Raw genomic sequence first — 21343 nt, 5'->3', positions numbered from 1 at the left:
GTAGGAGCCGGCTTGCCGGCGATGAGGCCCTTGAATTCACTGCCACATTCAAGGGCGCCATCGCCGGCAAGCCGGCTCCTACAAGGGTTAGAAGTCGCGCTTGTAGAAAATATCCAGTGAGCTGGCCACGCCACTGGCCACTTCCAGGTACACCTTCTTGCTCAACAGGTAGCGCAGCGCGATGGTGTTGGCCGGCTCGAACACCCCCACCCCGTAACGCAGGCTGAGTTTCTCGGTGATCTTGCCACTGGCGACCACCGCCGTGGTGGTGCCGCTGCCCTGGGTATCGAGTTCGAAGTCCTGGATGCCGAGGTTCTTGGCGATATCCGAAGTGACCCCGGCGCTGCCCATCAGGCCCAGGCCCAACGCGGCTTGGGCGAGCATGTTGTTGTCCTCACCGGTGGTACTCAACGGACGCCCCAGCACCAGGTAGGACAGTGCCTGTTCCTGGCTCATGGCCGGTTCCGAGAAGATCTGCGTGGTGGGCTGTTCGGCGCTGCCACTGAGGCGGATACCGGCAATCACGTCGTCGGTCTTGCGAATCGCCTCGATGTCCAGGTACGGCTGGTCCAGCGGCCCGGCAAACAGCAGGCGCGCTCGGCGCACGTCGAGCTTCTGGCCGTAGGCGCGGTAGCGGCCGTCGTTGAGCCACAGCTCGCCACGGGTGTCCATGTTGTCGCCGATATGCACGTGGCCCTGCACCTTGGCCGTCAGGCCGAAGCCCGAAAAGTTGAGCTTGTCTTCGCCCACTGCGACGTCGATATCCATCGCCATGGCCATCGGCGGTTTGCCTTCTTCGGTCTGGCTGCCGACGATCACCGTGTCATCCGAGACCTTGACCGTCGACGGTGGCAACTCACGCACGGTGATGTCGCCGCGCGGGATCTGCACCTTGCCGGCGATGGCCAGCTTGTCGTCCTTGAGGCTGATCTTCAGGTCCGGCGCCACTTCCAGTACCGCGTAGGGCTCAACGGTTACCGGCAGTTGCGAGCCTTGCAGCGCCAGGTCGACCACTAAAGCCTGGCCCCAACCGATAGTGCCCTTGAGGCTGCCCTGCCCGGCCTTGCCACTGCGCCATCCGCCGTTGAGTTGCACGCTTTCGCCGGCGATCAGCGCCTGCACGTTCAAGCCTTCGAGGCTGACCGGCAGTTCCGGCCCGGAGATCTCGCCGCCGATCAGGTTCACGTTGCCGTTGACCTGCGGCGCCAGCAGGCCACCGGAGATACGCCCGCTGCCGTTGAGCTTGCCGTTGAGTTTTTCCACCATTGGCACAAACGGCCGCGCCACGGCCAGGTCCAGGCCGGTCAGGTTGAAGGTGCCGGTGATCGGCTTGTTCTTGGACAACGGGTTGATCTGCGCCTGCAACAGCAACTCGCCGAGCTTGCCGCCGCGGAAATTCAACTGGGTGTCGATGCGCTTGGGGTTCAGGGTGGTTTCCAGCTTCAGCGTGTCATACGGGAAATCCAGCCACTGGTCCTTGTCCTTGACTCGCAAGGTGCCACCGCTGGCGTCTACCGACACCACACCTTTGGGGCCGCTGTTGGGCAAGTCGAGCTGCACGTCGGCATTCAGCTTGCCCTGCCAGGCGAAGTCCTTGGGCAAGAACGCCGCGAGGCTGTCGATGGGGAACTGCTTGAGGTGATAACGCAGCTTGGGCTCCGGCATCAGGCGCTGGTCTTCACCGCACAGGCTGGCCGGGCCGGACACCCAGCAATGCGCGGCGAAGGTCAGCTTGCCGTCGGCCAAGCGCTCGATCTTCGCCGGCGCTTGCAGCTTCCAGTCCTGGCCACCGGCCTGTACATCGCCACTGGCGAGGCGACCGCGCCAGTTGCCTTTGTCGAGGTTGCCATCCAGCGCCAGGGCCAGCTTGGCCAGCGGGCCGGCCAGGTCGAGTTGGACCTTCTGGCTCTTGATGTCGCCTTGGGCGCTGGCCGTCAGGGTGCCGACCTGGGTGTCGCCCGACTGAATACCGCTGCCCTTGAGGTCGAGCTTGGCGCGCTGGGCGTTGTCGAGGGTGGCGTCGAGCGTGAGGGTTTGCAGACGGTTGTCGGCAAACGCCAGCTGCTGGCCCTTGAGGTCGAGCTTGCCTTGCGGGGCTTTCAGGCTGCCGGCCACGTCGAGTCGGCCGTTGATTTGCCCACGCAACTGCGGCCACAACTGGGCCAGGCGCGCCAGCTTGATGTCGATCTGGCCGGCCAGGCGCTGTTGCAGGCTGCCGCTGCCATTGATGCGGTTGTCGCCCAAGCGGATATCCAGGTTGGCCAGGGTCCATTGCTCACCCGCGCCTTCGGCCTTGGCCGCCAGCACCGCGGTCTGCCCGCGCAGGCGACCCTTGAGGTCAAGGTCGGCGTTCAGCTTGAGTTGCTCGTTCTTGAACTCGCCTTTGCTGCGCAACGGTCCGGCCAGGGTGCCGGGCAGCTCCGCGACCCAATACGCCGGGTTGAGGGCCGACAGGTCCAGCGCGGTGTCCCAGGCGATACCATCGGCGAACTGCACATTGAGGTGACCTTCGGCCTTGCCTTGGCCCGCGGTGAGTTTCAGTTCGGGCAGGAAGATTTGCTTGAGGTCGCCGCTGAACGGTGTCACCACATTGAACTTGCCCGCTGGGCCGTCGAGATCGGCCTTGAGGTTGCCCAGGTAGTTGCCGTCTTTATAGGAAATTTCACCATTGAAGGTGCGCAATGCAACCTGCGGTTCGTCGATCAACGGATAGAGGCGATGCCAGGGGAAGTCCAACCAGTCGATCTTGGCATCGGCGTTGAAACCTTGCTGCCAATCCAACTGGGCCGTGAGCTTGAGGCTTTGCTTGTCACCGGCCGTCAGGTTCAGGCCGGCGATCTGCGCGCCCTTGGCGTCGACCTTGCCTTGCAGCAGCAGATCCACCGGGCCTTTTTCGGCGGGCAGCACGGCTTTGCCGAGCAGTTGGTAGCCGCTGTTCAGGTCGCCTTTGGCGGTGAGGTCCAGCCCATTGAGTTGCAAGGTGTCGGGCAAGTCTGCGCTGGCCTTGAAGCCATCGGCGGTGATATGCACTTGGGCGGGCAGGTTTTCCACCAGGGGTTGCAGTTCACCGGTGAGCTTGGCCGGCAAGTAGCCGCTGCTGTCGGCGTCGAGCTTGAGGGTCTTGAGCAGGTCGCCCTCGACCTTGAGGGCCACCGTCCAGGGTGCGCCGCCCGGCGCATAGGGTAGGCTCAGGTTACCGCTGGCGTTCAGCGGCCAGTTGCCGGTGGGTTGCAGCAGGCCCGCGAGGTCCAGCACCAGGCCGTCACGTTGCAGGTGCACCGAGTCGATCTGCATGCCGGCCGCCGTCCAGTGCGCTGCCAGTTGCAAGCCCTTGAGTTCTTCGCTGCCATTAAACAGCAGGCTACCGACGCGAACGTCGCCCAACTGGATCGCAACCGGCAGCTTCAACTCAGGCAGCTGGATTGGCCCACTGCTTTCTTCGGTACTGGGCGGGAATTGCAGGCTGACCTGCTCAACATCGAGCGTGTTGATGCACAGGGTCATGCGCAACAAGCACCCGGGCGACCAATCGAACGTCGGCGTTGTGAGTTCCACGCGACTGCCGTCCTGCTGCCACACCAGATGGTCAGCGCTCCATTGGCCGCCCAAGCGGCCCTGGAAATTCTCTACGCTCAAACCCGGCACCTGGCCCAGAGCCCAGCGACTGCCCGCTTGGGTGCCGAGCACGCTCCACAGCGCCAACAACACCAACGCCAGGACCGCCAACACGGCCAGCCCCGCTATTTTCAAACCACGCATCACAGCTCAGGCCCCATGGAAAAGTGCAAACGAATGCCGCCCGGATCTTCGAGGGCATGGGCCAGGTCAAGGCGAATCGGGCCGACGGGCGAAACCCAGCGTATACCCACGCCCACACCGGTTTTCAGGCTGGGCATTTCCAGGGTGTTGAAGGAGTTGCCCTGGTCGATAAACGTGGCGATCCGCCATTTATCGGCGATGGAATATTGGTATTCGGCACTCAGGGCCATCATGTAGCGGCCGCCGATGCGATCACCGCGATCGTTCTCCGGTGACAGCGTCTGGTACTCATAACCGCGCACGCTCTGGTCACCACCGGCAAAGAAACGCAGCGACGGCGGCACCGACTTGTAGCCATTGGTGGCGCTGCCGCCGAACTGGGCACGGGCGAGGAAGCGATGGTTGTCCCACAGGGTGGTCAAGCCCTTGATGGTAGCCGTGCCGTAAAGCAGGTTGGTGTCGGAGCCGAGCCCTTCCTTGGCGACCTTGGTGTCGAACATCAGACGATAGCCATTGTGCGGGTCGATGCGGTTGTCGCTGCGCAAGTAGGAATAGGTGACACCGGGCATGACCAGGTTACTGAGGCCCGAGTCATTGCCCAGGCGATATTCTTCGCGCTGGTATTTGAGGGAGATCACCCGGGTCCAGCCACTGGGCAGCTTGCTGTGCCATTCGGGGCCGACGGTGAGCAGTTTGCTCAAGGTGTCGGTGCCCGCCAGTTCTTCGTTCTGGTAGCCACCGGCGAAACGCAATTTGTCGGTGAGCGGCGGGTCCAGGGGAATGTCGTACCACAGGCCGACGTTCTGGCGCGGCGCCGACAGCTCGGCCTCCCAGCCGTAACTGTGGCCCTGGGGGTTGACCCAATGACGCGTCCAGTTGGCCTTGCCGCGTGGGCCGACGTCGGTGGAGAAACCCAGGCCAAGGCCCATGGTGCGCGGCTTGCGGGTTTCCAGTTGCACGGCCACCGGGATCACATCGTTGGTCGCAGCAGCAGGCGCGGCGTCCACGCGCACGCCTTCGAAAAAGCCACTGCCTTGCAGGTTCTGGTTGAGTTCGGCGATCAGTTCAGAGTCATAGGGGGTGCCGCTTTTAAACGGCACCATGCGTTGCAGCAGGTCTTCATCAAACGGCGTGTCGCCGGTAAAGCTGACAGCGCCCATGGTGTAGCGCGGGCCGCTGTCGTAAATGAGCTCGATGTCAGCCACACCCGCTTGGGGGTCGACGGATAACTTCTGGCTGGTGAAGCGCCCGCTGAAAAAGCCGTAGCGCGAGGCCTGGTTCTGGATCAGACGCTTGGCGTCTTCATAGTGGCCGTGGTTGAGCACGGCGCCGGATTTGAGGTCGTCGCTGGCGGGTACGCGAAACCCCTTGAGGTTCGCGGCCTGGCCATCGACCCGAATGGTCACGTTACGCAAATGCACCGGTTCGCCGGGGTCGATGGTGAGGATCAGGCGCGGATTCTTGCCGCCCTTTACGTCACTCTCGATCTGCGGTTGATAGAAGCCAAGGGCCTGGGCCGCCTTGCGCGCCTGCTCCTCTGCGCCACGACTGAACCGCAGCAAGGCTTTTTCATCACGATCGCCAACCCCGCCGATGTAGCCTTCGATGTTGGCTTTCAACGCGTCGTTTGAAGGCTTGATGCGCACGTCCAACTCGCTTTGCGCAAAAACGCTGCAGCTTGTGAACAGCAGAATCAAGCCGCTGGTATATCTTCCTGGAAACTTCATAGGCACGGATGCTACACGAGCTAGGGAGTTTCTTTGAATTGGGAATTGTCTGAATAATTCTGTCCTAAGCCGTTTTAGCCTGTAACGACTGGGGGTTGGGATGAAAAAACACGTGCTCAAGCACCGGTCCTACAGCTACTTCACCAATTTCCTGGTAGCCCTGGCGTTTGTAGAACTCCAGGTAGCGCGAGTTGCCGGTATCGAGCACCACGCCTGAGGAATGCGGGTCTTCGGCACACCAGTTGTGCACCGCTTCCAACAACTGCTCGCCGTAATGCTTGCCCTGGAATTGCGGGTGGATGCCCAACAGCGGCAGCACATGCACCGACTCGCTCGGCAGGCAGGCCAGCACCGCGTGATGGTAGTCGAGGTAACGCCGCGTGCCGCGCACGCCGGTGCTCAGCCACATGCGAATCTGCCAGGCCCAGCTTTCGGTGATGCCCAGGCGTCGTTGCGGTGGCGCGATCAGGGCGATGCCGATCAGGCGGTCGTTGACGAACAAGCCGAGGGCGGGCAGCTTCTGGAAAAAGTGTTGCTTGACCAACTCGCGCACCGTGGCACGCACCCGCTGTTCATAGCCGGGACGCTCGGCTTCGAAGATGTAGGCAAAGGTCGGCTCATGCCGGTAAGCCTGATACAGCAAGGAACGCGCTTCACGGGAATAGCCGCTGTTGAGCAGGCGGATTTCGGCAACGGCAGTCGAAGTTTCAGGCATACGGTCAATCTCCCTGGGCGCCACTGAAAAAGATGGCGTTCTTATGGGTACGAACCTGCACGGAACGAGTCGTTCCCAGACCTTAGCAGCGCATCTGCCCTACCGCCACGCTGGCTCCCGTCCGACTTGTCGGCTAGCATCGCCCTTTTGCCAGACTGGACTGCCGACCATGAAAATCGTCTCTTTCAATATCAACGGGCTGCGCGCCCGCCCTCATCAGCTGGCGGCGCTGATCGAAAAACACCAACCGGACGTCATCGGCCTGCAGGAAACCAAGGTCCACGACGACCAGTTCCCCCTGGCCGAAGTACAGGCCTTGGGCTATCACGTGTATTACCACGGCCAGAAAGGCCACTACGGCGTGGCCCTGCTCTCGCGCAAAGAAGCCTTGAGCGTGCACAAAGGCTTTGCCAGCGATGAAGAAGACGCCCAGCGTCGGTTTATCTGGGGCACGTTCGCCGATGAAAACGGCCACCCGATCACCATCATGAACGGCTACTTCCCCCAGGGCGAAAGCCGCGACCACCCCACCAAGTTCCCGGCCAAGCAGCGCTTCTACGAAGACCTGCAGCAATTGCTGGAAAGCCAGTTCAGCAATGAGCAGGCGCTGGTGGTGATGGGCGACATCAACATCTCCCCCGAAGACATCGACATCGGCATCGGCGCCGACAATGCCAAGCGCTGGCTCAAGACCGGCAAGTGCAGCTTCCTGCCCGAAGAGCGCGAGTGGATGGCCCGCCTGAAAAACTGGGGCCTGGTGGACAGCTTCCGTCACCTCAACCCGGCGGTGGCCGACCGTTTCAGCTGGTTTGACTACCGCAGCCGTGGTTTCGAGGACGAGCCCAAGCGTGGGCTGCGTATTGATGTGATCCTGGCGTCCAACGGCCTGGTGTCGAGGGTCAAGGATGCGGGGGTGGATTACGAACTGCGCGGGCTGGAAAAACCATCGGACCATGCGCCGATCTGGCTTGAACTGAGCTAACAACACCATCCCCCGTAGGAGCCGGCTTGCCGGCGATAGCGGCCGAGCGACTTGTATAAGCCTCAAGGGCCTCATCGCCGGCAAGCCGGCTCCTACAGTTGGTCGTCATATTGTTGCAACCTGCCTGACTTATTCTCGCGGCACTCCCTTTGGCTTGAGAAGGTGCCGGCATGAGGCTGCGCGTTCTGTTCCTGCTGGTGCTGTACCCCCTGTTCGCTGTGTCTGCTCCCCTCTCCGCTCCCGATCAAGGCCCCGCGCTACGCGTGCAGGGCTCCAATACCATCGGCGCAGCACTGGGGCCGGCATTGGTCAAAGGGTTGATGGAGCATCAGGGCCTGCAAGGCGTGCACAGCGAACCGGCCGACGGCGCCAATGAACAACGCGTGGTCGGCAAAACCCGCGCAGGCAAGACGGTGACGATCGAGGTAGCCGCCCACGGCTCCAGCACCGGTTTCAGCGCGCTGAAAAAAGCCACGGCGGACCTCGCGGCCTCATCCCGTCCGATCAAGGACGCGGAGCTGGTCGACCTTGAACCCCTGGGCGACCTGAAAAGCCCCGAGGCCGAGCAGGTGATCGCCATCGACGGCCTGGCGATCATTCTGAACCCGCAAAACCCCTTGAACACCCTGAACACCGAGCAACTGGCGCAGATCTTCAACGGTGAAATCAGCACCTGGGAAGCCTTGGGCGGCGTCGGTGGGGCCATTCATCTGTATGCGCGGGATGACCAGTCCGGCACCTACGACACCTTCAAGGACCTGGTCCTGCGCCTGCGTGGCAAACCCCTTGCGCCGTCGGCGAAGCGCTTTGAATCCAGCGAGCAGTTGTCCGATGCGGTCAGCCAGGATCCTCAGGGCATCGGTTTTATCGGCCTGCCCTACGTACGCCAGGCCAAGGCGGTGGCGATTGTCGACGGCGACTCGCAACCGATGTTGCCGCTCAACAGCCTGATCGCGACCGAGGATTACCCGCTGTCGCGCCGCTTGTTCTTTTACCTGCCACCGTCGAGCCATAACCCGTGGGCCAAGGCGCTGGTGAACTTCGCCCAGAGCAGCAAGGGCCAGGCGATCGTGGCGGCCAATGGGTTTATCGCGCAGCAGGTGCAGGCCATGGGCGTGGAGCCGCGTGCGTCGATGCCGACGGAATATCAGGCGATCGCCCGTGAGGCCCAGCGCCTGAGTGTGAATTTCCGATTCGAAGAAGGCAGCGCGAGCCTGGACAACAAGGCGCGCCAGGACCTGCAGCGGGTGGTGGCTTACCTGAAAACCCACGGCAAGCTCGACAAGCAGGTCACGCTGGTGGGTTTTGGCGATGCCAAGAACGACCCGCAGCGCGCGGCGTTGCTGTCGAAATTGCGCGGCATGGCGGTGCGTCGTGAGCTGGTGAAGAACGGTGTGGTGCTGCGCGATATCCAGGGCTTTGGCGCGCAGATGCCGGTGGCGGCGAATACGGCGGATGAGGGGCGGATCAAGAATCGGCGGGTGGAGGTGTGGGTCTACTGACCTTGAGGGTTGTATTGTTCAAACCGGCCTCATCGCGGGCAAGCCCGGCTCCCACAGTTGACCGTGTGGGAGCCGGGCTTGCCCGCGATGCAGGCGACGCGGTGTTACTGGCCGCTGCGCATCAGCTCTTTAGGCACATATTTGCCAATCTCAAACTTGCCGATCGCCGCACGGTGCACTTCGTCGGGGCCGTCGGCCAGGCGCAGGGTGCGTTGCATGGCGTACATGTAGGCCAGCGGGAAGTCGTTGGACACCCCGGCGCCGCCATGGATCTGGATCGCGCGGTCGATCACCTTTAACGCCACGTTCGGCGCCACCACCTTGATCTGGGCGATTTCGCTTTTCGCCACCTTGTTACCCACGGTATCCATCATGTACGCCGCTTTCAGGGTGAGCAGGCGGGCCATGTCGATTTCCATGCGTGAGTCGGCGATCTTGTCGATATTGCCGCCCAGGCGTGCCAAGGGCTTGCCGAACGCGGTGCGGCTGACGGAGCGCTTGCACATCAGTTCCAGCGCGCGCTCGGCCATGCCGATGGAGCGCATGCAGTGGTGGATACGGCCTGGGCCAAGGCGGCCCTGGGCGATTTCAAAACCGCGGCCTTCACCCAGCAGCACGTTTTCGTAAGGCACGCGCACATTGTCGAACAGCACTTCGGCGTGGCCGTGGGGCGCGTCGTCGTAACCAAACACCGGCAGCGGGCGCACGATCTTCACGCCAGGCGTGTCCACCGGCACCAGGATCATCGAGTGCTGCTGGTGGCGCGGCGCGTCCGGGTTGCTCAGGCCCATGAAGATCAGGATCTTGCAGCGCGGGTCGCAGGCGCCGGAGGTCCACCACTTTTTGCCGTTGATCACCCACTCGTCGCCCTGGCGTTCGGCGCGGGCGGCCATGTTGGTGGCATCTGAGGAAGCCACGTCCGGCTCGGTCATGGCGAAGGCCGAGCGAATCTCGCCGCGCAGCAGTGGCTCCAGCCAGCGTTGTTTCTGTTCTTCATTGGCGTAGCGCACCAGCACTTCCATGTTGCCGGTGTCGGGGGCGGAGCAGTTGAACGGCTCCGGGCCCAGCAGCGAACGGCCCATGATCTCGGCCAGCGGTGCGTACTCAAGGTTGGTCAGGCCCGCGCCCAGTTCGGATTCGGGCAGGAACAAGTTCCACAGACCTTCGGCTTTGGCCTTGGCTTTCAGCTCTTCCATGATTGCGGTGGGCTGCCAGCGGTCGCCTTCGCTGACCTGGCGTTCGAACACCGGCTCGGCCGGGTAAACGTAAGCATCCATGAACGCAGTGACGCGTTCACGCAGTTCCTGAACCTTGGGCGAATAGGCGAAATCCATGAGCAGCTCCCTTCTCTGAGAGGTTGTTTAGGTCATGCAATCGATGCTAGAACAGCGCTGATAATTTACCTAGCCTATTCTCGGCGTGTATTAACATTCATCACCGATATATGATCGGCGTATGGACACCTAACAATAAGAGCGCAACGAAATGAATCTGAGCAAGGTCGACCTGAACCTCTTCATCGTCTTTGACGCGATCTACACCGAAGCCAACCTGACCCGCGCCGGGCAGATTGTCGGCATCACCCAGCCGGCGGTGTCCAACGCTCTGGCCCGCCTGCGCGAGACCTTCAACGACCCGCTGTTCGTGCGCACCGCCCAAGGCATGGTGCCCACGCCCATGGCGCAGAACATCATCGGCCCGGTGCGCAACGCGTTGTCGTTGCTGCGGGTGTCGGTGCAGGAAAGTCGCATCTTCAACCCGCAGCAGGCGGCCAAGACCTACCGCATCAGCATGACCGACCTGACCGAGGCGGTGATCCTGCCGTTGCTGTTCCAGCGCCTGCGCCGCCTGGCGCCGACGGTGGTGATCGAGAGCTTTTTGTCCAAACGCCGCGAAACCACCAAGGAACTGGCGGCCGGGCGCCTGGACTTTGCCGTGGATGCACCGCTCAACACCGACCCGCAGGTGCGCCACGTCAAGCTGATGGAAGACCGCTACGTGTGCGCCATGCGCAAGGGCCATCCGCTGGCGAGCAAGGACAAACTGACCCTCGATGATTATTTGGGGCTGACCCACATCCATATTTCCAGCCGCCGCAACGGCCTCGGCCATGTCGACCTGGCACTGGGCAAGATGGGCCTGCAACGCAAGATCGCCCTGCGCTCCCAGCATTACTTGATGGCCTCGCAGGTGTTGCAACAGACCGACATGGTGATGACCGTGCCCGAGCGCTTCGCCCGTCGTCATGAACTGCACTGGTTCAATTTGCCGGTCAATGACGTGCCACCGGTGGAAACCCACCTGTACTGGCACGAAAGCACCGACCAGGACCCGGCGAACCGCTGGATGCGCGAGCAGATGATCGAGCTGTGCCAGCAAGTGACGGCCCATGAAAAGAAACTCGATGGCAAACAGGCTTGAAACCCCTCACGCCCCCTGTAGGAGCCGGCTTGCCGGCGAAAATCTCGCTGCCACCGCGCGTAGTCAGGTAGCCAGCGTCATCGTTGACGAGCATCGCCGGCAAGCCGGCTCCTACAGAGGGGTGCTTGACGTTAACGTCAACCAGACACTAGCCTAGCGCTCAAGACCTTCTTGAGCGCCGCCATGAGCACCACCTACAGCATCTCCGACCTCGCCCGCGAGCTCGACATCACCACCCGCGCCATCCGCTTCTACGAAGAACAAGGCCTGCTGAGCCCCGAGCGTCGGGGCCAGGAGCGCATCTATTCGGCGCGGGACAAGGTCAGCCTCAAGCTGATTCTGCGTGGCAAGCGCATCGGTTTCTCGCTGGCTGAGTGCCGCGAACTGATCGAACTCTACGACCCCACCAGCGGCAACCACATCCAGCTCAACAGCATGCTGGCCAAGATCGCCGAGCGCCGCGAGCAGTTGGAGCAACAGCTGCTGGACATCGAACAGATGAAGCTGGAACTGGACACCGCCGAAGAGCGCTGCACCCAGGCCCTGGCCCACACCATGAGCCAGGTTGGCCATTGATCAGAAGGTAACTGCCATGTCCCTCCCCTCCCATGTGCGCCTGGTTGAAGTCGGCCCGCGCGACGGTTTGCAGAACGAAGCCCAGCCCATCAGCGTGGCCGACAAGGTTCGACTGGTGGACGCCCTCAGCGCGGCGGGCCTGGGTTACATCGAAGTCGGCAGCTTCGTGTCACCCAAGTGGGTGCCACAGATGGCCGGCTCCGCCGAGGTGTTTGCGCAGATCCAGCGCAAGCCCGGGGTGACCTACGGCGCCCTCGCGCCGAACCTGCGGGGGTTTGAAGACGCGCTGGCGGCCGGGGTCAAGGAAGTGGCCGTGTTTGCGGCGGCCTCCGAGGCGTTTTCCCAGCGCAATATCAATTGCTCCATCAGTGAAAGCCTGGAGCGATTCGCGCCGATCATGGCGGCCGCCAAACAACACGGCGTCAGCGTGCGTGGGTATGTGTCCTGTGTGTTGGGTTGCCCTTACGAAGGCCAAGTCGCACCGCAACAGGTCGCGGCGGTCGCCCGCGAGCTGTACGCCATGGGCTGCTATGAAGTCTCACTGGGCGACACCATCGGCACCGGCACGGCGGGTGCCACACGCAGCTTGTTCGAGATCGTCGGTGCACAGGTGCCCAGGGACAAGCTGGCCGGTCACTTCCATGACACCTATGGCCAGGCCATCGCCAATATCTACGCCAGCCTGCTGGAGGGTATCAACGTGTTCGACAGCTCTATCGCGGGCCTCGGCGGCTGCCCCTACGCCAAGGGCGCCAGCGGTAACGTCGCCACCGAAGACGTGGTGTACCTGCTCAATGGCTTGGGTATCGAGACCGGTATCGACCTGGAGGCCTTGATTGGCGCGGGCCAGCAGATCAGCAACGTGCTGGGCCGGCCTACCGGCTCGCGCGTGGCCAAGGCACGTAACGCCGGTTGAGTAGCTTAGTCGTGACAATGTGTTACCGCCGCCTTACATAACGAGTAACACGGGAACATATTTTGTCGCATTTGCCGTAGGCCAAACCCTACATAAAAATCAACTCATTGATTTTAAAGGACTTTTAAAAGTTGGCACGGCTTCTGCTATCTCTATGGCATAACAAGAATAAAAAGCGCCAAACCTAATAAAAATAAGACGAAACGACTCTGACATAACAAGAACAACACGGCAGAGACGCAGCTAACAGATTTTTTTGGAGAAGATGTGCTTCGCAGGGTACGGCGTGCCGAAACCCGCAACCGGTTAGAGAAGAACAAAACTACCTCAAGGTAGCTACCCACTGGTTGGATCGCGTGCGAAGAAGCAGATCAGCGCTCAAAAAAATACGTTTGCTCTTGACCCCGGATGGGGGTCGCCAAAAACAGCGGTAAAGGGTCACGGCTGCCAAAAACAACAACAGGCCGCCCCTCAATAATAAAAAAAGAGCACGCAACGACAAATTAAAGGGGACCCTCGGGTCCCCTTTGTGCTGTCTGTCCCTTTAATTCAGAGGGCGGTCCCGCTCGTGGCCGCGAAGTTGTTCAGTACCCTGCGCGTCAAGGTTTTCAAGGCTCGCTGCTCCAACTGGTGGCGCTCAGCGCCCAAGCTGTTGAGTTCTCGCTCATAAAATGCGCTTTGCATCGAGCCGTTCACCAGGATTTCATCCCTGCGTTTACCCAACAGTCCCGCCAGGTGGTCCGCTGCCGCACCGTGCCTGGCCTGCCAGTCCTCTCCTGCGTCCGGCTGGCCTTGCAAGTCCGAGAGTTCGAACAAAGCCGCACTTTTCTCATCAATCACGTCAAGCTCAGGAGCCATCAGCGCGCTCAGCGCTTGCGAATAACGGGTACGCAGGTGCGTCTCCCAGAACGTGCGCCCGACAAAAAATTCCTCCTCGAGCACAGGGTTGCGCTCATCCCGGAGTACCTGCCCATACGCTGCATCAAGCGTCGCCTGGGCCACGTTGGCCTGTTGTGGAAACAACATGCCGCGGGATTTGACTGGCAATTCCAGCGAGTCGGCAAGCCGCGTTCGATAAGCCAATACGACTTCAACCTGCTCGGTAAACCCTGGCCCTCTTGCCGCAACATCGCGTAGAGCAATGGCGTCGACCAACGCTAAACGAAACAGCTGCCTGGCGGTGGCGATCAGCGCGCCTTCGGCATTGTCCGTTTCTGCCCGTTCAACGGCCCTCGCCCCCATCAGCTCACTTTCAAGGTTCATGAACTCGACCGAACTGCCATCACCACAGGTCACCCGATCATCGGCAGCGGTGAATAACGCTTCGCGAATAGCCTGGTGTTCACTCGCCGCCGTCAGCATGTCCCACACCCGCTCAGCCAGTACCAGGCGAGTCACCTCGCTGGCGTACTCGGCGCTGCGGGTGATGTCGGCCACCACTGCAAAAAAAGCCGCCGATTCGGGGCTGCCCCGCAGTTCATCCCAAACCTCACCGCGCCGTGCCAGCTCGGTCGCCGACACTCCCTCCAGCCATAAGCCCCGTGCTTCGTCCACGGAGATGTGCTCATCCCACTGCACCGGGTTAAAACGCTGATCCAGCCGGGCGAGCGTTGCCGCCGATAAGGGATTGTCATGCACATTGATACGTTCCAGATGCTGGTACGCGTATTCAGGCAACGTGGTGATCTGGTTTGAATGCAGATCAATGCGGGCCAGATTAGGCAATTGTTCGGCGCCTGCAGGAAATGCAGTTGTGCCGGTGTCTGGCAGATAAAGCTGGTTGAGGTTTCGCAACCTGCGCAAATCCGCCCGCCAGCCCAGGCGACGATTGCCGCCAAGCTTGAGAATCTTCAGGCTCTGCATCCCTTCCAGGCGCAGGCGACTGTGTTCGCTCAGTTGAATGTCATTACCGCTCAAATTGAGCTTGGTCAGCCCGGCGCCGTCATTGGCGAAGTCCGGCAGTTGCGTCAGGTTGTTGTCACTCATGTTCAGCCAGCGCAAACCGCCGAAGGCATGCAGGAACGGCTGCGAAGCATCCGATAGCGCCATTCGACGCAGAACCAGGTGCCCCACGTGATCCATGTTGGCGTTGAGCGCTGGCAGCTCGCCCACGCTTTCATCCGAAAGATCCAGCACGTAGCCGATCGGTGTCTGGTCCCCTGCCAATGCCTGTGTACCCGTTCTGCGCCAGGCTGCCTTGATGGTCCCCGACACTCTGCGCCTGGCGCTCGCGTAGCCCGCTTCCCCTGCCTGCTGCCAACTGACCAGCGCTTGATCCAGCGCGACAAATTCTTCTTCGAGCTGGTTCAGCTTCGCCAGGAGCACACTGTCACCCACCCCCTCAAGGCCGAGCATTGTCTCGATCTCTTGCATGGACCTTGATGGATAGAGCGACAGTGCTTTCATCCTGCACACCCAGGTACGCTCAGTCGCGCCGCCCAATGGACTGAGCGGATAGCCCACGCGCCCGTCGGCCAGGCGCATGGGTGATTTGAAACCGGGCTTGATCGCTTGCAAGCCAAGTGCTCGCCGGCTTTGCAACTCACTCAGAGGCTGTTCTGCCAGCTGCCTCTTCAACCGTTGCGCAGCCGCGTTGAAGACTGCCCAACCGGTGAATTCGCCACTGCTCGCCATCCAGAGGGCATTGAAAAAGGCATCCTTGTCGCGGCGCCAGTACTCGACTTTTTCCGGGCCGCTGCAGAGCTTCCATTCCGTCAAATCGGTGTGGATAAGACGAAGCTGCCGAGCGCCGCTGACATCGCCCACTCTGTCCAGCAAGGCGCCGTCGTAGGTACCCGAGCGGAGCTCGATACACGTCTCATTGAGCAACCCGGGGATAGCGGCCATCTTGTGCAATGCCAGGTGCACGCCGTCCAGTGTGAGCGGGTTGTCGAAGAGAAGGTCAGCCTGCGCCCGCATGACCCGCGCCTTCTGCAGGTACACACGCGCTTCCTCGGCCAAACGTTGTGGTAGACGCGACGCGGACCTCATGCGGGCCAGCTCCTGAGCGTTGGCATGGGCCACCATTTCTTCGGCGGCCAATTTAGGCAAGCCGGGGAAGTCGCGCTGGATCAGTTGAACATTGGCGTCGTTGGAAACATCACCGCCTGCTATTTCACGCTTGACTAGTTTGTCTCTGTTGCTATTAGCCGCGCTCAGCAAACGGTCTCGATACCTCACGAACCTTGCATACGGCCTGCGTAAGTGCTGCCTCAACGGATCGGCGCTTTCATCTTCCCGGGTCTGGGAATGCGCAGCCCAACCATCATCTGATACGTCTCGGGTACGCAGGTAAAGTTCGCCAACTTCTCGCTCTGTCATCAGTTCCTCACCCAGCAACTGACGAATTTCAGGCTCCGTCAATTGCTGGACAAAGGACCGAAACAGCAGCCCACTCTCGAGTTGTTCGTGCGTCAGTTCAACCACTTGAGTGGAACCGTTCGGGACGGCTGAGCGCCATACCGGCTGCCCCCCTGCATCCAGTGCCACCAATACCCGAGACTCGGGCCACAAGCCGCCTTCCATCAAAAACTGCACTTGCATCCGCCAGTCGATCCGGCCAAAAACCACAGGGTCCGGGTGCTTTAGCTGGTCGATAACCCTTTGGTATTTGTTGTCGCATTCAAATCGTCGGAGCATGTCTTTGAACAGCGGCGCGGGCGTGTGATGATCGATGAACACGCTTCGCAACTCTTCATCCGACACACCACTGAACGCCCTGGCCAATTCCAATTGGCTATCGCTCAAGTGATCGACAGAATGCCCAATGCGCCGCAACAAGGTCTTACGATCCCAAGTCAAAGGCTGCTCGAACTCATGCACCCAGGCTCCTTCCCCGTTGTGTTGGATTCGGGGTGCATAACGTGAATCGCCATCGGGATGCAGGAGCCTGAACTCATTGGGTTCGTCGCTGGCCCGGACTTTGTAGTGATTGCCGCCCCCTGCCGACAGGTACAGCTCGCCTTCATGACGATACAGGCCCTGGGTGTTGGGTCGTTGACCGTCAGGCAGCGTTATCCGGTGCAGGTAGTGTGCGGGGTCGAATGCATACAAGCGCTTGCGTCCATCGAATTCCACATGCACCAGGCGCTTGATGAAAGGGGCATCTTTGGCTGCCATCAGCCCAGGCGGCACGGCCAGCCCAGCCAGGTTGAGCGCCACGGCCGAAACGTGTGCCCAGGCGGTTTGGGTTTCGTCTTGTGACCAGGCTTCAATGCCTTCGCCGACCTCGTAAGCCATCTGCACGGCGGCGACGATCAGCATTGCCTCCCCCAGGAAAGGCACCACGAACGAGGCAAGATTGAGAATGTCCAGCGCACGGCTGCCGAATGACCATAGCCAGGCGTTGTAGACGCGCTCATCCACATCCCGGGTAGGTACCACGCTGGTGCGAGCATTTTCCACAGTCAGCTGCATGCGCCTTATCGCGCAGTCCACCCACACATCACGCCATGGCGGCGCGTAGCTGCCGTGCCGATTGATCCGCTCCTTTTGGGTGGGCACAAAGTCCACATCGTCGGCGTGACGGGCGTCCGGGTCCAGAAAGGCCTTGAGCCGCGTGAAGAATGCATCCTGGCTGGCAAGCGGCACAAACTGGCTGAAGAAAGTGCGGTACTCGACCCGGCACAGGCGTGTCGTCAGGTGGTCGGTAAACGCGGCAATATCGTCATATAACTTGAGTGGATACTGGGGGTCACCCGGGATGTAGACAATGCAAGGCCGGGAGACCAATTCGGCGTTTCTGAGGTTCGCCCGCCACACGACCGGACCGATGATCAGGATGTTTTCGATGTCGAAAGCGAATAACCGAAACGGTGAAAACTTGACCTCCTCCCCCGCCCATGTCACCTGTGCCTGGCTTCGCAGAAGATCGATGATCAATTGGTGGCCATCGGGCTGGATATCACCCTTCATCAAGGCAATCTCTGCCGCCAACTCCAACTGATGCCGATGGCTGAGGATCAACGTGCTGTACAGCTTGCCGATGCCTGCTTCCGTGCTGGTGATATGTATCCGGCTATTGATGAAGGTTCGCACATACTCGTTGTACGAGCCGCCCAGATCCAGTTCCCGGCAAAGTTGGGCAAACTCGTGGGCCTTGATGCTCAGCTTGACCGACTGGACGTCGCCTGGAGAGGGAAGCCTGACGCGTGACGAGCGGGAAAAGTCGTAACGGGTGACCAGGTGGCAATCCGCGCAAACCGGCTCAGTCGCTTCATCCTGGGTGAAGTTATTTAGCGCCGCTCCCAACAGGCTGTTGCCTTGGTAGGAATAGAATTGCGGGGCCAATGTGCTGGTGCGGCTGGTCGAGACCTCTTGAGGGCCGGCCTCGCATTCTTTCTGCTCCATCTTGCGGGCAAAAAATACCTTTCGAGTGTCCAGGCGCTGGCCGAATTTCTTTTCAATCGCGGCCACCAGCAACGGCTCGGCAAAGGCCGCCGGCCCTTTGAATGGCTTGAACATTTGATCGAGTTCATTCAAGGAACGCCGACTGCGCAGATGGACCGCCCGCAGACGGTCCTTCGCAGCCGTCGAGGCATGGGTGTACCAGTCCGGAATGCGCAGTTGCAATGAGGCCAATTCGGTTTTGCGCTCATCCAGCGCTTCGGTGTACCAGTCTGGGGTGTTGTCCCGTATCACGCGGCCGTGGGGGCTGGGGTCGTCGGCAACCGGGCGCACGGGCGGATCGATAGGGGGGCTGGTCATGGGCATGACCCTCAAGTGGCGAAGTAATGCGCCACTTTAGGGCCCCCCGTTCAGTCCGGAGCAGTAGACATGCACCGCCTCTTAGCGGTCGTTGCGCAACTCCTCGATACTGATCTCGCGCATGCGGAATTTCTGGATCTTGCCCGTTACCGTCATCGGAAACTCCTCCACGAACTTGAAATGCCTGGGAGTCTTGAAGTGCGCGATGCGGCCCTTGCACCAGGTTTGCAATTCCAGTTCATTGGCCACATGGCCGGGGTGGAACTTGACCCAGGCGACGATCTCTTCGCCATAACGCTCATCCGGAATGCCGATGACCTGCACATCCGCCACCGCAGGGTGAGTGAAGAAAAACTCCTCCAGCTCGCGCGGGTACACGTTCTCGCCGCCCCGGATGATCATGTCCTTGTTACGCCCGGCGATGCACACGTAGCCGTGCTCATCCATGGTCGCCAGGTCGCCGGTGTGCATCCAGCCAGCCTCGTCGATGGCCTCACGGGTGCCGTCGGGGTTGTTCCAGTAGCCAAGCATCACGCTGTAGCCACGGGTGCACAACTCACCGATTTCACCGCGCGCAACCGTGTTGCCATCGGCATCGATGATTTTATTTTCCAGCTGAGGTTGTGTGCGGCCGACGGTGGTGACGCGTCGCTCCACGTCGTCGTTGGCACCGGTCTGCAAGGAAACCGGGCTGGTTTCGGTCATGCCGTAGGCGATCTGCACCTCGCCCATGTGCAACTCACTGATGACCCGCCGCATCACCTCGATGGGGCAGGTGGCGCCAGCCATGATGCCAGTGCGCAGGGTGGCCAGGTCCAGCTCGCCCCGGCGTGGGTGGTCGAGCATGGCGATGAACATGGTCGGCACGCCGTACAGGCCCGTGGCGCGTTCTTCGGCAACAGCGGTGAGCGTGAGTAACGGGTCGAAGCCGTCATTGGGGTAGATCATGGTGGTGCCGTGGGTGATGCAACCCAGGTTGCCCATCACCATGCCGAAACAGTGATACAGCGGCACCGGGATCACCAGGCGATCCTGCGCGGTCAGGCCCAGGCTTTCACCGACCATGTAGCCGTTGTTGAGGATGTTGTGGTGGCTGAGGGTGGCGCCCTTGGGAAACCCGGTGGTGCCGGAGGTGTACTGAATGTTGACGGGCTGATCGAAGTGCAGGCTGGCCTGGCGTGTGTGCAGTTGCTCGGGCGGGACGCCAGCCCCAAGCACCGCCAACTGCGACCAGGGCATGAAGCCTTCAGGCGGGCTGGGGTCCAGGCTGATGATGCCGCGCAGGTCGGGTTTCAGTTCCTGGAGCATGGCGTGGTAGTCGGAGCTCTTGAACGAACCGGCGCACACCAGCCAAGAGCAACCCGACTGCTTGAGCACGTAGTCCAGCTCACTGCTGCGGTACGCCGGGTTGATGTTGACCAGGATCACCCCGAGCTTGGCGCTGGCGATCTGGCTGATGCACCACTCGGTGCAGTTGGGCGCCCAGATGCCCAGGCGATCGCCGGTCTGCATGCCCAGGGCCAGGAAGGCACGGGCGTGTAAGTCGACGGCGTCGGCCAGTTGCCGCCAGGTGTAGCGACGCTGTTGATGGCGCACCACCAGGGCCTCGCCCTCGGGAAATTGTGCAACGGTGCGATCGAACGCCTGGCCAATCGTCATGGCCAGCAAGGTCTTGTCCTGAGAGCCACGGCTGTAGCTCTGATTCGGTTGATCCATAACGACCCCTGTTGTCTTTTTTGTAGGTTGACGTAAACGTAAACTACGATTGACAGCGCCGTAACGCAAGCTTACGTTAACGTAAAGGTTAGCGCCCGCCCCTGGCGCGCCACCCACAACAAAACAACGCTCACATTAAGGTGCCTGTCCATGAGTTACCCGTCCCTGAACTTCGCCCTCGGTGAAACCATCGACATGCTGCGCGAACAGGTGCAGCACTTCGTAGCTAAGGAAATCGCACCTCGCGCGGCACAGATCGACAGCGACAACCTGTTCCCCGCCGACCTGTGGCGCAAGTTCGGTGACATGGGCCTGTTGGGCATCACCGTGCCGGAAGAGTACGGCGGCGCGGGCCTGGGTTACCTGGCCCACGTGGTGGCCATGGAAGAGATCAGCCGGGGGTCGGCCTCGGTGGCGTTGTCCTACGGCGCCCACTCCAACCTGTGTGTGAACCAGATCAACCGCAATGGCAACCATGCACAGAAGCTCAAGTACCTGCCCAAACTGATCAGCGGCGAACACGTCGGCGCCCTGGCCATGAGCGAGCCGAATGCTGGCTCCGACGTAGTGTCGATGAAACTGCGCGCCGACAAACGCGGCGACCATTACGTGCTCAACGGCAGCAAGACCTGGATCACCAACGGCCCCGACGCCAGCACCTACGTGATCTACGCCAAGACCGACCTGGAGAAAGGCGCCCATGGCATCACCGCGTTCATCGTCGAGCGCGATTGGAAGGGTTTCAGCCGCAGCAACAAATTCGACAAGCTGGGCATGCGCGGCTCCAACACCTGCGAGCTGTTCTTCGATGACGTGGAAGTACCCGAAGAAAACATCCTCGGTGCCCTCAACGGCGGCGTGAAAGTGTTGATGAGCGGCCTGGACTACGAACGCGTGGTGCTCTCCGGTGGCCCCACCGGGATCATGCAGGCGTGCATGGACCTGATCGTGCCCTATATCCACGACCGCAAGCAGTTCGGCCAGAGCATCGGCGAATTCCAGCTGATCCAGGGCAAGGTCGCCGATATGTACACCCAGCTCAACGCCAGCCGCGCCTACCTCTACGCCGTGGCCCAGGCGTGCGAGCGCGGTGAAACCACGCGCAAGGACGCCGCCGGGGTGATCCTCTACAGCGCCGAACGCGCCACGCAAATGGCCCTTGATGCGATCCAGATTCTCGGCGGCAACGGCTACATCAACGAGTTTCCCGCCGGCCGCCTGCTGCGCGACGCCAAACTGTACGAAATCGGCGCCGGCACCAGTGAGATTCGCCGGATGCTGATCGGCCGCGAACTCTTCAACGAAACCCGCTGAAGGAGCGCG

General features: G+C 61.2%; 12 protein-coding genes. 6 read left to right on the top strand and 6 right to left on the bottom strand.

The genetic code is table 11. The features are described from left to right. Nucleotides 1–87 precede the first annotated feature (87 nt). From AC07SU_RS05405 to AC07SU_RS05395, 3 genes are all read right to left on the bottom strand, one after another. Entirely contained in the window at nt 88–3759 is a 3672-nt protein-coding gene (locus tag AC07SU_RS05405) for a translocation/assembly module TamB domain-containing protein (protein WP_494996436.1), read from the bottom strand. Continuing rightward, nucleotides 3759–5486, bottom strand: coding sequence for an autotransporter assembly complex protein TamA (locus tag AC07SU_RS05400; protein WP_494996435.1), 1728 nt, complete (start codon nt 5484–5486; stop codon nt 3759–3761). The genes AC07SU_RS05405 and AC07SU_RS05400 overlap by 1 nt, the downstream gene beginning before the upstream one ends. 64 nt (nt 5487–5550) lie before the next feature. Next, a complete protein-coding gene (locus AC07SU_RS05395; protein ID WP_494996434.1) occupies nt 5551–6201 on the bottom strand; it encodes a GNAT family N-acetyltransferase in 651 nt (216 codons plus the stop codon). Nucleotides 6202–6370: 169 nt separating this feature from the next. Here AC07SU_RS05395 and xthA point away from each other — a divergent pair, with 169 nt between their 5' ends. Then, nucleotides 6371–7183: an exodeoxyribonuclease III gene (gene xthA, locus AC07SU_RS05390; protein ID WP_176998858.1), complete on the top strand. Its 813-nt coding sequence runs from the start codon at nt 6371–6373 to the stop codon at nt 7181–7183. A 170-nt stretch (nt 7184–7353) separates the two neighbouring features. Then, a complete protein-coding gene (locus AC07SU_RS05385) occupies nt 7354–8685 on the top strand; it encodes a substrate-binding domain-containing protein (RefSeq protein ID WP_494996433.1) in 1332 nt (443 codons plus the stop codon). 104 nt (nt 8686–8789) lie between these two features. Here the strand turns inward: AC07SU_RS05385 and AC07SU_RS05380 are convergent, their stop codons facing one another. After that, the gene (locus AC07SU_RS05380) at nt 8790–10019 is read right to left on the bottom strand and encodes an acyl-CoA dehydrogenase (RefSeq protein WP_028616890.1); all 1230 of its coding nucleotides are present in this window, start codon (nt 10017–10019) and stop codon (nt 8790–8792) included. A 151-nt stretch (nt 10020–10170) separates the two neighbouring features. On the opposite strand from AC07SU_RS05380, the gene AC07SU_RS05375 reads away from it, so the two are divergent. From AC07SU_RS05375 to AC07SU_RS05365, 3 genes are all read left to right on the top strand, one after another. After that, nucleotides 10171–11106: a LysR family transcriptional regulator gene (locus tag AC07SU_RS05375; RefSeq protein ID WP_176998860.1), complete on the top strand. Its 936-nt coding sequence runs from the start codon at nt 10171–10173 to the stop codon at nt 11104–11106. 183 nt (nt 11107–11289) lie between these two features. Continuing rightward, nucleotides 11290–11682, top strand: a complete 393-nt coding sequence (locus tag AC07SU_RS05370) for a MerR family transcriptional regulator (protein ID WP_176998861.1) — start codon at nt 11290–11292, stop codon at nt 11680–11682. Nucleotides 11683–11698: 16 nt separating this feature from the next. Then, complete coding sequence (locus AC07SU_RS05365; protein ID WP_494996432.1) at nt 11699–12598, top strand: hydroxymethylglutaryl-CoA lyase; 900 nt, start codon at nt 11699–11701, stop codon at nt 12596–12598. 549 nt (nt 12599–13147) lie between these two features. Here AC07SU_RS05365 and AC07SU_RS05360 read toward each other — a convergent pair. Both AC07SU_RS05360 and AC07SU_RS05355 read right to left on the bottom strand, forming a co-directional pair. Further along, the gene (locus tag AC07SU_RS05360; RefSeq protein ID WP_494996431.1) at nt 13148–18304 is read right to left on the bottom strand and encodes an NEL-type E3 ubiquitin ligase domain-containing protein; all 5157 of its coding nucleotides are present in this window, start codon (nt 18302–18304) and stop codon (nt 13148–13150) included. An 81-nt stretch (nt 18305–18385) separates the two neighbouring features. After that, the gene (locus tag AC07SU_RS05355) at nt 18386–20020 is read right to left on the bottom strand and encodes an AMP-binding protein (protein ID WP_494996430.1); all 1635 of its coding nucleotides are present in this window, start codon (nt 20018–20020) and stop codon (nt 18386–18388) included. Between the two features lie 150 nt (nt 20021–20170). On the opposite strand from AC07SU_RS05355, the gene AC07SU_RS05350 reads away from it, so the two are divergent. Further along, on the top strand, nt 20171–21334 hold the full coding sequence (locus AC07SU_RS05350) for an isovaleryl-CoA dehydrogenase (protein WP_494996429.1): 1164 nt from the start codon (nt 20171–20173) through the stop codon (nt 21332–21334). Nucleotides 21335–21343 lie beyond the last annotated feature (9 nt).

The sequence above is a fragment of the Pseudomonas sp. GW821-FHT05H12 genome (assembly GCF_059419385.1).
Note: the sequence above shows the minus strand (reverse complement) of the source record. Positions and strands in the feature narration are given on the sequence as shown.